The sequence below is a fragment of the Streptomyces sp. NPDC058985 genome (assembly GCF_042740985.1).
Classification (GTDB): Bacteria; Actinomycetota; Actinomycetes; order Streptomycetales; family Streptomycetaceae; genus Streptomyces.
Genome location: NZ_JBHYJX010000017.1, coordinates 1 through 12,227, shown reverse-complemented (window position 1 = coordinate 12,227; position 12,227 = coordinate 1). Strand labels below are relative to the sequence as shown.

Below are 12,227 nucleotides of genomic sequence, written 5' to 3'. Positions count from 1 at the left end.
CCGGGTGCCCGTCGTCACGGGCCTCGGCTCGAGTCCGTGCGTCAGCCCGCCGCCTCCCCGCCCGCCGGCGCACCCGGACGCGACGGAGCCCCGGCGCTGGATCGCCGGGGCTCCGTCATTCCTGAGTCGGTCAGGCGTTGGTCGCCCTTACCTCCACGCCGTGCTCGGCGGCGAGACGGCGCAGGTCGTCGAGCTCTCCCAGTTCCACGTCGACAAGGAACTCGTCGCCCTCGTCTCGGGCCCGGGACAGGTCGGACTCGGTCGTCTGTATGCGCTGCAGAAGTCCTGCGGTGAAAGCGTCCATGCTGCGCCCCCTCGTCCTGGGTCGTGGGTCGTTGGCACGGGGGTGTGCCGTTCGGAAGGGGCGATCACGTCTCCTGTGGAGTGCCCAGCGCTGCCCTGCTGGGCGGCGACGGTGCCGGACACCCACGCCCGCTCTGCGGAAGCGGACCGCGGCGTACCGCGCGGTAACGCGGTACAGGCAGAGCGTGATCGCGGGGTGTAAAGCCGTCCTCCCCCCGCTCCTCTTCGCGGAAACCTCAACCACGCGAGAAAATCCTTCATTCCCGCCCACGGGACTTTCCCCGTCGCCGCCCCGTCTCCCGCCTTACAGCCGACTTATGGCCGAAAAGGGCAGGATGGAGGCAACACACCCACCAGGCCCCAGCCCTCGTGCGCCGACCGGCGCTACGCGGGTGGACAGAGGAAGGACAAGCGACGTGCGCGTACTCGTCGTCGAGGACGAGCAACTGCTCGCCGATGCGGTGGCCACCGGACTGCGCCGGGAGGCCATGGCCGTCGACGTCGTGTACGACGGTGCGGCCGCCCTGGAGCGCATCGGCGTGAACGACTACGACGTGGTGGTCCTCGACCGCGACCTCCCCCTCGTGCACGGCGACGACGTGTGCCGCAAGATCGTCGAGCTGGGCATGCCCACGCGCGTACTGATGCTCACGGCCTCCGGAGACGTCAGCGACCGCGTCGAGGGCCTGGAGATCGGCGCCGACGACTACCTCCCCAAGCCCTTCGCCTTCAGCGAGCTGATCGCCCGGGTGCGCGCCCTGGGCCGCCGTACCAGCGTGCCCCTGCCGCCCGTCCTGGAGCGCGCCGGGATCAAGCTCGACCCGAACCGCCGCGAGGTCTTCCGCGACGGCAAGGAGGTCCAGCTCGCCCCCAAGGAGTTCGCCGTGCTAGAGGTGCTCATGCGCAGCGAGGGCGCCGTGGTCTCCGCGGAGCAACTCCTGGAGAAGGCCTGGGACGAGAACACCGACCCGTTCACCAACGTCGTACGCGTGACCGTCATGACCCTGCGCCGCAAGCTGGGCGAGCCGCCCGTCATCGTCACCGTCCCCGGCTCCGGCTACCGGATCTGATCGGCCGTGGCGACGACACCCGCGCCCCCCGGGGCGCCGCCCAAGCCCACGTGGGACCCGCGCTCGGCCACCCCCCTGCCGTGGCTGCGCCCCACCATCCGCATAAGGCTCACGCTGCTGTACGGCGGCATGTTCCTGATCGCCGGCATCCTGCTGCTGTCGATCATCTACCTGCTCGCCGCCCAGGCGGTGCGCACCGGCAACGAACCGCTGTACAAGATCGTCGACTTCGCCGACCTCAAGGTCTCCAGCAGCGACTGCCCCGTGGTCGACAACGGCAACCTGTCGCTGTCCGACTTCAACGCCGCGATCAGCGACTGCATGGACCACCAGCGCAAGGTCGCCCTGGACAACCTGCTCAGCCGTTCGCTGCTGGCGCTGCTCGGCCTCGCCGTGATCGCCTTCGCCTTCGGCTACGCCATGGCCGGGCGCGTCCTGTCGCCGCTGGGCCGGATCACCCGCACCGCCCGCGCGGTGGCGGGCTCCGACCTCTCCCGCCGCATCGAGCTGGACGGGCCGGACGACGAGCTGAAGGAGCTGGCCGACACCTTCGACGACATGCTGGAGCGGCTGCAGCGGGCGTTCACCGCCCAGCAGCGCTTCGTCGGCAACGCCTCCCACGAGCTGCGCACGCCCCTGGCGATCAACCGCACGCTCCTGGAAGTGCACCTGTCCGATCCGAACGCCCCGGTGGAGCTCCAGCAGCTCGGCAAGACGCTGCTGGCCACCAACGAACGCAGCGAGCAGCTCGTCGAGGGCCTGCTGCTCCTCGCCCGCAGCGACAACCAGATCGTCGAGCGCAAACCGGTGGACCTCGCCGAGGTGGCCGGTCAGGCCATCGACCAGGTGCACGCCGAGGCGGAGAGCAAGGGTGTGGAGGTCCGCGGCGCCCGCGAGGCCGCGGTGGTCCAGGGCAACGGCGTCCTGCTGGAGCGGATCGCCCTGAACCTCGTCCAGAACGCCGTGCGCTACAACGTGCCGGAGGAGGGCTGGGTCGAGGTCTCCACCGCCGTGGAGGGCGGCCAGGCGGTCCTGGTGGTCACCAACACGGGTCCGGTCGTACCGGCGTACGAGGTGGACAACCTCTTCGAGCCGTTCCGGCGGCTGCGTACGGAGCGGACGGGCAGCGACAAGGGCGTGGGCCTCGGGCTCTCCATCGCGCGGTCCGTGGCCCGCGCGCACGGCGGGCACATCTACGCGCAGCCGCGCGAGGGCGGGGGGCTCGTCATGCGCGTCACGCTGCCCGTCTGAGATCATGACCCCGACATCTCACCGAGAACCGAGGATGTTCGCTTTGAGCGGAATTTCCAGGCCAACAGCCCTGGAGTCGCGTGTGTGATCGATCACAGCAGCGTCTTTCGCGCCATCTACTCTCCGTGATCATGCACTCTGTCGGAAAGCCGGGAAAATCCCGGTTTTCAGGGGTCTTGATCACGGGAAGTACACGGTGAGACGCCTTTGAAGTGCGGTATTAGGACCGTGTACGGTCCCCATCGCCATCCAAGCCGATCACTCATGAGGGGTCCGGTTGGGTGTCGATTGAGTAACAGACCTTGATGTGAGGCAAAATCTCCGCCTCAGGTCGGGCACAAGTCCGGCCTCTCACGCGTTACGTGCGCTGGAGACACCGCAGACACCCAGAGGGGGAGAGCGACCATGGCAACCGATTACGACACTCCACGCAAGACCGACGACGACGTCGACTCGGACAGCCTCGAAGAGCTGAAGGCGAGGCGGAACGACAAGTCCGCCTCGGCCGTCGACGTCGACGAGTTCGAGGCCGCGGAAGGCCTCGAACTTCCCGGCGCCGACCTCTCGAACGAGGAACTGGCGGTCCGTGTACTGCCGAAGCAGCAGGACGAGTTCACCTGCATGAGCTGCTTCCTGGTGCACCACCGCAGCCAGCTGGCCCGGGAGAAGAACGGCCAGCCCATCTGCCGCGACTGCGACTGAGGCGGGGTCGGCCGTGACCGGCTCGACCCCTCCCTGGAAGCGCCGCCTCCCCAAGCCGGGAGCGGACCAAGGACCGCCGCAGTCGGGCGGTCCGTACAGCGCGCGTGACGACGAGCGAGGCACGACCGATACCGGTACGGCCTCGCTCGAAGCAGTGGCCGGCCGGAGTGACCTCCCGGCGACCACGAACACCCCGGCGCCCGCTGCCCGGCGCCGGGCAGCGGCGTTCCGGGAAAGGGCCGGACACAGCGTCCGCAACGGCGGCACCCGCGCCAGAGCCGCCCTGGGGCACCTCGCCGACCGGATCATCGATCTGGCCCCGCGCGTGCCCGTACGGGACCTGGCGACGCTGCGCGGGCAGTTCCCGGGCCTCGGCCCCGAAGAGCTCGCCGACCGCCTCGTGGCCGGTGCCGCCAAGGGCACCGCGACCGTGGGAGCGGGGATCGGCGCGGCGGCGATGATGCCCGTACCGCCCGCGATGCCCACCGAACTGGCCGCCGAGGTCACCGGCGTCGCGGCGATCGAGCTCAAGATGATCGCCGAACTCCACGAGGTCTACGGCGTACGTCCGCCCGGTGGCCTCGGGCAGCGCAGCACCGCGTACCTGAACTCCTGGTCGGACGAACGCGGCGTCGACGTGTCCAGACCGTCGACCCTCGGCGCGGCGATGAACAGCCACATGAAGCGCCAGCTGCGCCAGCAGATCATGAAGCGGATGGTGCGCAACCTGCCGAACCTGATGCCCTTCATGGTGGGAGCGGCCGTGGGAGCCGTCATGAACCGCCGTGACACCAGAAAGCTCGCCGACAAGATCCGGGACGACCTGCGCAAGCGCCAGGTCCCCTGGAGCGCCCTCGGTGACCTCCCCGCCCTGGAACGGCCCAAGGACGCCCTCGAGATGGGCGAGCCGGGCAGAGGACTCGGACCCGGCGGCCGGCCGGACCACTGACCACGCGCGCGTCCCCGCGCGCGTGCGCTCCGGCTACGCGGCCGCCTTCGCCGCCGTGAGGGCCTCGATCAGCCGCTCCGGCTCGCGCGTCGACAGGTACAGGTACGGAGTCGGGTCCTGCGGGTCCGTGACCACCACGCGCACGGCCCTCGGGATGTAGGCGCGCAGCAGCAGGAACGCCCGGGTGTCGGCCTTGTACGTGCGCCAGGCGCGGGCCTCCTCCGGATCGAGGACCTCCGCCTCGCCCAGCGCCGAGAGCGGCACCCGCGCCTCGCCCGCGATCAACGAGTCGCCCACGACCCGGATACGGACCGCGCCGTACGAACTGGCCGCCACCGCCGCCACCGCGGTGCCGCCGGCGAGGCCGCCCAGCATCGGCAGCGTGCCGAAGGGCAGCAGGATCAGCGCGAACGCGAGCCCCACCAGGAAGGAGACCAGCCACCAGGAGCGGGGCGCGGTGAGGCGTTCTTCGTACGGGGCGGGGGAGGGCTGCATGCAACAAGCTTGGCACGGTGGCGGTGTTCGGCCGACGCGCGGGTAAGGTCTGCGCCTGTGAGTGGTACTTCCCCAGGTCTTCAGCCTCCCGCCGACGCCGTGAAACCCGTACGGCACCCCGACGCGCCCGCCCCCGGCGAGCTACTCGGCGCCCACTACGGCCAGTGCTTCGGCTGCGGCGGCGACCAGCCCCACGGACTGCACCTCCAGGCCCGGGCCGGCGAGGGCGTGTCGATCACCGCCGAGTTCCTGGTCCGGCCGGCCCACCAGGGCGCGCCCGGTCTGGCGCACGGCGGAGTGCTCGCCACCGCCCTGGACGAGACCCTGGGCTCGCTGAACTGGCTGCTGCGGACGATCGCGGTGACCGGACGGCTGGAGACCGACTTCCGGCGGCCGGTGCCCGTGGACACCACGCTGTACCTGGAGGCCGAGGTGACCGCGGTGGCCGGCCGGAAGATCTACTCCACCGCCACCGGCCGGATCGGCGGTCCTGACGGGCCCGTGGCCGTCCGCGCCGACGCCCTGTTCATCGAGGTCAAGGTCGACCACTTCGTGAACCACGGCCGCGAGGAGGAGATCCGCGCGGCCATGGACGACCCCGACCAGATCCGCCGCACCCGTGCCTTCGAGGTGAACCCGTGACCCGCGCCGAGCTCGAGGTGCTGATCCGCCGCGTCGACCCCGACGTACCGCTTCCGACGTACGCGCAGCCCGGTGACGCGGGCGCCGACCTGCGCACCACCGTCGACTGCGCGCTGGCCCCCGGTGAGCGCGCCGTACTGCCCACCGGCGTGTCTGTGTCGCTCCCGGAGGGGTACGCGGGGTTCGTGCACCCACGTTCCGGACTGGCCGCGCGCTGCGGTGTCGCCCTCGTGAATGCCCCGGGGACGATTGATGCCGGGTACCGTGGGGAGATCAAGGTGATCGTGGTGAATCTCGACCCGCGCGAGACGGTGCGGTTCGAGCGCTTCGACCGGATTGCCCAACTGGTCGTCCAGCAGGTCGAGAAGGTCCGCTTCCGGCAGGTCGCGGAGCTTCCCGGCTCGGCGCGGGCCGAGGGGGGCTTCGGGTCCACCGGCGGCCACGCCGGGACGGACCGTGCAAGCGGCACAAGCGGTCAGGTCGCCGAGGGCGGCCCGACGGGTGGGAATCGATACGCTTCGGTCGTATCCGACCGGGAAGGACAGTGACGTGTTCGGACGTCGCAAGAAGAGGGATGCCGCCGAGGACGCGGCCGGCGAGACCGAGCAGGTCGTCGACAGCGTCGACACCGAGGCGGACGAAGAGCGCGAGCGCGTGCGGCTCGACCCCGAGCCGCGGCCCGACGGGCCCTGGGACAGCACCGAGGTCCGCGACCCCGCCGAGGGGCGCGTGGACCTGGGCGGCATGTTCATCCCCGGGGTCGAGGGCATGGAACTGCGGGTGGAGGTCGCCGGAGACGCGATCGTCGCCGCGACCGTCGTGCTGCGCGACAGCGCCATCCAGCTCCAGGGATTCGCCGCGCCCAAGCGCGAGGGCATCTGGGGCGAGGTGCGCGAGGAGATCGGCTCCGGCATCACCCAGCAGGGCGGCATCATCGACGAGGTCGAGGGTCCGCTGGGCTGGGAGCTGCGGGCCCAGGTGCCGGTGCAGCTGCCGGACGGCACGGGCGGCTTCCAGGTCGTGCGGTTCGTCGGCGTGGACGGCCCCCGCTGGTTCCTGCGGGGCGTGATCTCGGGGCAGGGCGCGGTGCAGCCGCAGGCCGCCGGTCTGCTGGAGCAGATCTTCCGGGACACGGTCGTGGTCCGCGGAGACGGCCCCATGGCCCCCCGCGACCCGATCGTCCTCAAGCTGCCGGACGACGCGCAGATGGTCCCCGAGGGTGTCCAGCAGGAAGAGGGATCCCGCTTCTCCGGAGGCATGGGCCAGCTCCAGCGCGGGCCGGAGATCACCGAGGTCCGCTAGGCAGGAACTTCGTGCGGTTCTCCGTACGCGCGCCATCAGGGCCGCTTCCCCAGGGGATGCGGCCCTTCGCGCTGCCGGCCCGGCGGACCGCGGTGCCGGGCCGTTGAATCCGGCGGGCTCCGCTGGCGATACTGGCGCCCGGTCGTCCGGCGGGGGAGGGGCTCATGAGCCAGGCGGTGGTCACCGAGACCATGGTGCGGGTCGAGGACGTGCGGAAGTCGTACGCCCAGGGGACCGCCGTCGTGCACGCCCTGCGCGGCGTCTCCTTCGAGGTGCCGCGGGGCGAGCTGGTCGCCCTCAAGGGGCGGTCGGGGTCGGGGAAGACCACGCTGCTCAACATCGTCGGCGGACTCGACGTACCGGACGCCGGACGGGTCGAGGTCGACGGCCGTGACCTGGCGGACCTGGACGAGGACGGGCTGCTCGCCCTGCGCCGGGACCGCGTCGGCTTCGTCTTCCAGTCCTTCGGGCTCATCCCGATCCTCACGGCCGCCGAGAACGTGGGCGTGCCGATGCGGCTGCGCCGGGCCGCGCCCCGCGAGCGCGAGGAGCGCGTCGCCCTCCTGCTCGCCCTGGTGGGCCTCGCCGACCACGCGGCCCAGCGGCCCGGCGAGCTGTCCGGCGGGCAGCAGCAGCGGGTCGCCGTCGCCCGTGCCCTCGCCAACAACCCCGCACTGCTGATCGCCGACGAGCCCACCGGCCAGCTGGACGCCGAGACCGGGCACGCCGTGATGGAGCTGCTGCGGGCCGTCGTGCGCAGCGAGGGGGTCACCGCCCTGGTCGCCACGCACGACACCACCCTCCTCGACCTCGCCGACCGGGTGCTCGAACTGCGGGACGGGGAGATCGTCGGGCAGTGACACCGGGCGTCAGGGTTCCGTCAAAGACGGCCCACAACCGCACCCCGCCCCGTTATGTCGCGTTTGTGGGCCGTAAGGTCGACGCTGCGCAATCAGCGGTGACCGGAAGACAATGAGGCCATGGGACGCGGCAAGCTTCGGATCTACCTCGGCGCGGCTCCGGGCGTCGGCAAGACGTACGCGATGCTCGCCGAGGCCCACCGGCGCGTCGAGCGGGGCACGGACTGCGTGGTCGCCTTCGTCGAGCACCACGGCAGGGCCCGCACCGAGGTGATGCTGCGCGGCCTGGAGCAGGTGCCGCGCCGGGAGCTGGAGTACCGCGGCGGGACCTTCACGGAGCTGGACCTGGACGCCGTACTGGCCCGCAGGCCGCAGGTCGCCCTCGTGGACGAACTGGCGCACACCAATGTCCCCGGCGTGCGCAACGCCAAGCGCTGGCAGGACGTCGAGGAACTGCTGGCCGCCGGGATCGACGTGGTCTCGACCGTCAACATCCAGCACCTGGAGTCACTCGGCGACGTCGTGGAGTCGATCACCGGCGTACGACAGCGGGAGACCGTGCCGGACGAGGTGGTGCGGCGCGCGGACCAGACCGAGCTGGTCGACATGTCGCCACAGGCGCTGCGCAGGCGCATGGCGCACGGCAACATCTACCAGCCCGACAAGGTCGACGCGGCCCTGTCCAACTACTTCCGCCCCGGCAACCTCACCGCCCTGCGGGAACTGGCCCTGCTCTGGGTGGCCGACCGGGCCGACGAGTACCTCCAGCAGTACCGCAGCGAGCACCGCGTCTCGAAGATCTGGGGTTCGCGCGAGCGCATCGTGGTCGGCCTGACCGGCGGTCCCGAGGGCCGCACGCTGATACGCCGGGCCGCGCGCCTCGCGGAGAAGGGCGCCGGCGGCGAGGTGCTGGCCGTGTACACGGCCCGCAGCGACGGGCTGACCTCGGCGTCCCCGAAGGAGCTGGCACTCCAGCGCACCCTCGTCGAGGACCTCGGCGGCACCTTCCACCACGTCCTGGGCGACGACGTACCCGCCGCCCTCCTCGACTTCGCGCGCGGCGTCAACGCCACCCAGATCGTCCTCGGCTCCTCGCGCCGCAAGACGTGGCAGTACGTCTTCGGCCCCGGCGTCGGCGCCACGGTCGCCCGTGAGTCCGGCCCCGACCTGGACGTCCACATCGTGACCCACGAGGAGGTCGCCAAGGGCCGCGGACTCCCCGTGGCCAGGGGCGCGCGCCTGGGGCGCTCCCGGAGCGTCTGGGGCTGGTTCGTGGGCCTGGGCGGCCCGGTGCTGCTGACCCTGCTGCTCAACACCGTCAACCTCGGGCTCGCCAACGACGTGCTGCTCTACCTCGCGCTGACGGTGGCCGCCGCGCTGCTCGGCGGGCTGTACCCGGCGCTGGCCTCGGCCGCGGTCGGCTCGGTCCTGCTGAACTGGTTCTTCACACCGCCCGTCAACCGGATCACGATCGCCGACCCCAGGAACATCCTTGCGCTCGCCATATTCGTCGGCGTCGCGCTCTCCGTCGCCTCGGTCGTCGACCTCGCGGCCCGCCGCACCCACCAGGCCGCCCGGCTGCGTGCCGAGTCCGAGATCCTCTCCTTCCTGGCCGGCGACGTCCTGCGCGGCGAGACCAGTCTGGAGACGCTCCTGGAGCGGGTGCGCGAGACCTTCGGCATGGAGTCGGCCGCGCTGCTGGAACGGGAGAGCGACGTGGCGCCCTGGACCTGCGCCGGGCGTGCCGGGTCGGGGCCCCCGGTGGAGCGCCCGGAGGACGCGGACGTGGACATGCCGGTCGGGGACCACATGGCGCTCGCGCTGACCGGCCGCGTGCTGCCCGCCGAGGACCGCCGTGTGCTGGCCGCCTTCGCCTCCCAGGCCGCCGTCGTCCTGGACCGGCGCCGGCTGCGCGAGGAGGCCGACCGGTCCAGGGCACTGGCCGAGGGCAACCGCATCCGCACCGCGCTGCTGGCCGCCGTCAGCCACGACCTGCGCACCCCGCTGGCCGGGATCAAGGCCGCGGTCACCAGCCTCAGGTCCGACGACGTCGCCTGGTCCGACGAGGACCGGGCGGAGCTGCTGGAGGGCATCGAGGCGGGCGCCGACCGGCTCGACCACCTCGTCGGCAACCTGCTCGACATGTCCCGCCTCCAGACCGGCACCGTCACCCCGCTGATCCGCGAGATCGACCTGGACGAGGTGGCGCCGATGGCGCTCGGCGGGGTGCCCGAGGGAAGCGCGGAGCTGGACATCCCGGAGACGCTGCCCATGGTCGCCGTGGACGCCGGGCTCCTGGAGCGGGCGCTGGCCAACCTCGTGGAGAACGCCGTCAAGTACAGCCCGGACGACCGGGGCGTCCTGGTCACCGCCAGCGCCCTCGCGGACCGCGTCGAGGTACGGATAGTCGACCGGGGCCCCGGGGTGCCGGACGAGGCCAAGGAGCGCATCTTCGAGCCCTTCCAGCGCTACGGCGACGCCCCGCGCGGAGCCGGCGTCGGGCTGGGTCTCGCCGTGGCCAGGGGCTTCGCCGAGTCGATGGGCGGCACCCTGAACGCGGAGGACACCCCCGGCGGCGGCCTCACCATGGTTCTCACCCTCCGCGTGGCGGGACCACCCACCGCGACCCCCCTCCGTGCGCCGGCAGAAAGGCAGGCCGCCCCATGACCCGGGTCCTCGTGATCGACGACGAACCGCAGATCGTGCGGGCCCTCGTCATCAACCTCAAGGCGCGCCACTACGAGGTCGACGCCGCCCACGACGGCGCGGGCGCCCTCCAGCTGGCCGCCGCCCGCCATCCCGACGTGGTCGTCCTCGACCTGGGCCTGCCCGACATGGACGGCGTCGAGGTGATCAAGGGCCTGCGCGGCTGGACCCGGGTACCGATCCTGGTGCTCTCCGCCCGGCACTCCTCCGACGAGAAGGTCGAGGCACTGGACGCGGGCGCCGACGACTACGTCACCAAGCCCTTCGGCATGGACGAGCTGCTGGCCCGGCTGCGGGCGGCCGTACGCCGCGCCGAACCGGTCCCCGGCGACGGGGACGACGTGATCGTGGAGACCGAACGCTTCAGCGTCGACCTGGCCGCGAAGAAGGTCCACCGGGACGGGAGGGACGTACGCCTGACGCCCACCGAGTGGCACCTGCTGGAGGTACTGGTGCGCAACACGGGGCGCCTGGTCAGCCAGAAACAGCTGCTCCAGGAGGTGTGGGGGCCGTCGTACGGGACGGAGACCAACTACCTGCGGGTCTACATGGCCCAGCTCCGCCGCAAACTGGAGGCGGACCCGGCGCACCCGCGGCACTTCATCACCGAGCCCGGCATGGGATACCGCTTCGAGAAGTGAGCCGCGCCATCCCTTCCCCCGGAGGGTGCGTCCCTGTCGGCGGGCCCCGGTACGCTTCACATATGAGTGCTGCTCCGCGTTCCGGCAAGCCGGTGGGCCGGTTCCGGCGCATGTTCGACCGGCTCTCCTCCTCGCAGGAGGACCTGGAGTCGGAGGAACTGCGCGAGGACGCCGACACCGCCGGCTGCACCCGCATCTGCGACTGTCAGGACCGGCAGGTCGTGTCGGTTACTGGTACCTTGCGCACGGTCACTCTGCGACCGCGCGCGGGCGTTCCGGCCCTGGAGGCCGAGCTGTTCGACGGTTCCGCGGCCTTGGACGTGGTGTGGCTGGGCAGACGCTCCATCGTGGGCATAGAGCCGGGGCGCAAGCTCATCGCATCGGGCCGGATCTCGATGAGCCGGGGCCGCCGGGTGCTCTTCAACCCGAAATACGAACTGAGACCCCTCGGACGGGAGTAGCCGGTGACGTCGCTCGACAAGCCGACCGAAGAGAAAGAGGCGGACGACTCCCGGGCGGTGACCGAGGCCGCGCTGTTCGAGGCGTTCGGCGGCGTGCGGGGCATGGTCGAGACGGTGCTGCCGGGCCTGCTCTTCGTCACCATCTTCACGCTCAACAACGACCTGCACATGTCCGCGATCGCGGCGCTCGCCGTGTCGCTGATCCTGGTCGTGGTGCGGCTGGTGATGAAGGACACCGTGAAGCACGCCTTCAGCGGTGTCTTCGGCGTCGCCTTCGGTGTGGTCTTCGCGATGATGACCGACAACGCCAAGAACTTCTATCTGCCGGGCATGCTCTACACCCTCGGCCTGGCCATGGCGTACATCGTCACCTCGCTGGCCGGAGTGCCGCTGATCGGCCTGATCCTCGGCCCGGTCTTCAAGGAGAACCTCTCCTGGCGCACCCGCAACCCGGGCCGCAAGAAGGCGTACACCAAGGCCAGCTACGCCTGGGGCCTGATCCTGCTCGCCAAGAGCGCGATCCTCTTCCCGCTGTACTGGTGGGCGGACACCGAGCAGCTCGGCTGGGTCCTGGTCACCCTGAAGATCCCGCCCTTCCTGCTCGCCGTCTGGCTGACCTGGGTCTTCCTGGCCAAGGCGCCGGCCCCGATCGACGTCTTCGCCGAGATGGAGGCCGCCGAGGAGGCGGAGAAGGCCGAGAAGGAGCGGGCGGAGCGCGAGAAGGCCGCCGTGTGGCAGCCCGCGGACGCCGGGAGCGACGCCGCCGACACGCACGGCGGCAGACACCGCAAGAGCTGACGGGCCGGCGCCGTCCACACCTGTGGCGGTACGACGGTGGGGGCGCC

General features: G+C 71.4%; 14 protein-coding genes. 12 read left to right on the top strand and 2 right to left on the bottom strand.

The features are described from left to right. Positions 1 to 130: 130 nt before the first annotated feature. Entirely contained in the window at positions 131 to 304 is a 174-nt protein-coding gene (locus ACFW01_RS17335) for a hypothetical protein (protein ID WP_163016070.1), read from the bottom strand. A 415-nt stretch (positions 305 to 719) separates the two neighbouring features. Between ACFW01_RS17335 and ACFW01_RS17330 the strand changes: the two genes are divergently transcribed. From ACFW01_RS17330 to ACFW01_RS17315, 4 genes are all read left to right on the top strand, one after another. Further along, entirely contained in the window at positions 720 to 1,373 is a 654-nt protein-coding gene (locus ACFW01_RS17330) for a response regulator transcription factor (protein WP_003993508.1), read from the top strand. Between the two features lie 6 nt (positions 1,374 to 1,379). Further along, positions 1,380 to 2,624: a HAMP domain-containing sensor histidine kinase gene (locus tag ACFW01_RS17325; protein WP_234958508.1), complete on the top strand. Its 1,245-nt coding sequence runs from the start codon at positions 1,380 to 1,382 to the stop codon at positions 2,622 to 2,624. 405 nt (positions 2,625 to 3,029) lie between these two features. After that, on the top strand, positions 3,030 to 3,326 hold the full coding sequence (locus tag ACFW01_RS17320) for a DUF4193 domain-containing protein (RefSeq protein ID WP_003993510.1): 297 nt from the start codon (positions 3,030 to 3,032) through the stop codon (positions 3,324 to 3,326). A 13-nt stretch (positions 3,327 to 3,339) separates the two neighbouring features. Continuing rightward, positions 3,340 to 4,275: a hypothetical protein gene (locus ACFW01_RS17315; protein ID WP_234958509.1), complete on the top strand. Its 936-nt coding sequence runs from the start codon at positions 3,340 to 3,342 to the stop codon at positions 4,273 to 4,275. Positions 4,276 to 4,308: 33 nt separating this feature from the next. Here the strand turns inward: ACFW01_RS17315 and ACFW01_RS17310 are convergent, their stop codons facing one another. Then, positions 4,309 to 4,770: a DUF3093 domain-containing protein gene (locus ACFW01_RS17310; RefSeq protein ID WP_161330204.1), complete on the bottom strand. Its 462-nt coding sequence runs from the start codon at positions 4,768 to 4,770 to the stop codon at positions 4,309 to 4,311. A 57-nt stretch (positions 4,771 to 4,827) separates the two neighbouring features. Here ACFW01_RS17310 and ACFW01_RS17305 point away from each other — a divergent pair, with 57 nt between their 5' ends. From ACFW01_RS17305 to ACFW01_RS17270, 8 genes are all read left to right on the top strand, one after another. Beyond that, on the top strand, positions 4,828 to 5,412 hold the full coding sequence (locus ACFW01_RS17305) for a PaaI family thioesterase (RefSeq protein WP_064730235.1): 585 nt from the start codon (positions 4,828 to 4,830) through the stop codon (positions 5,410 to 5,412). Beyond that, positions 5,409 to 5,960 (top strand): dUTP diphosphatase, encoded by a 552-nt coding sequence (dut, locus tag ACFW01_RS17300; RefSeq protein WP_122618455.1) that lies wholly within the window; start codon positions 5,409 to 5,411, stop codon positions 5,958 to 5,960. Before ACFW01_RS17305 ends, dut begins: the two co-directional genes overlap by 4 nt. 1 nt (position 5,961) lies before the next feature. After that, on the top strand, positions 5,962 to 6,714 hold the full coding sequence (locus tag ACFW01_RS17295) for a DUF3710 domain-containing protein (protein WP_234958510.1): 753 nt from the start codon (positions 5,962 to 5,964) through the stop codon (positions 6,712 to 6,714). Positions 6,715 to 6,878: 164 nt separating this feature from the next. Continuing rightward, positions 6,879 to 7,574: an ABC transporter ATP-binding protein gene (locus ACFW01_RS17290; RefSeq protein WP_234958511.1), complete on the top strand. Its 696-nt coding sequence runs from the start codon at positions 6,879 to 6,881 to the stop codon at positions 7,572 to 7,574. 120 nt (positions 7,575 to 7,694) lie between these two features. Continuing rightward, positions 7,695 to 10,241, top strand: a complete 2,547-nt coding sequence (locus tag ACFW01_RS17285; RefSeq protein ID WP_384504354.1) for an ATP-binding protein — start codon at positions 7,695 to 7,697, stop codon at positions 10,239 to 10,241. Beyond that, positions 10,238 to 10,921: a response regulator gene (locus ACFW01_RS17280; RefSeq protein WP_122618451.1), complete on the top strand. Its 684-nt coding sequence runs from the start codon at positions 10,238 to 10,240 to the stop codon at positions 10,919 to 10,921. Before ACFW01_RS17285 ends, ACFW01_RS17280 begins: the two co-directional genes overlap by 4 nt. Positions 10,922 to 10,983: 62 nt before the next feature. After that, complete coding sequence (locus tag ACFW01_RS17275; protein WP_234958514.1) at positions 10,984 to 11,382, top strand: OB-fold nucleic acid binding domain-containing protein; 399 nt, start codon at positions 10,984 to 10,986, stop codon at positions 11,380 to 11,382. A 3-nt stretch (positions 11,383 to 11,385) separates the two neighbouring features. Further along, entirely contained in the window at positions 11,386 to 12,180 is a 795-nt protein-coding gene (locus tag ACFW01_RS17270) for a DUF3159 domain-containing protein (protein WP_234958515.1), read from the top strand. The last annotated feature ends 47 nt before the right edge of the window (positions 12,181 to 12,227 follow it).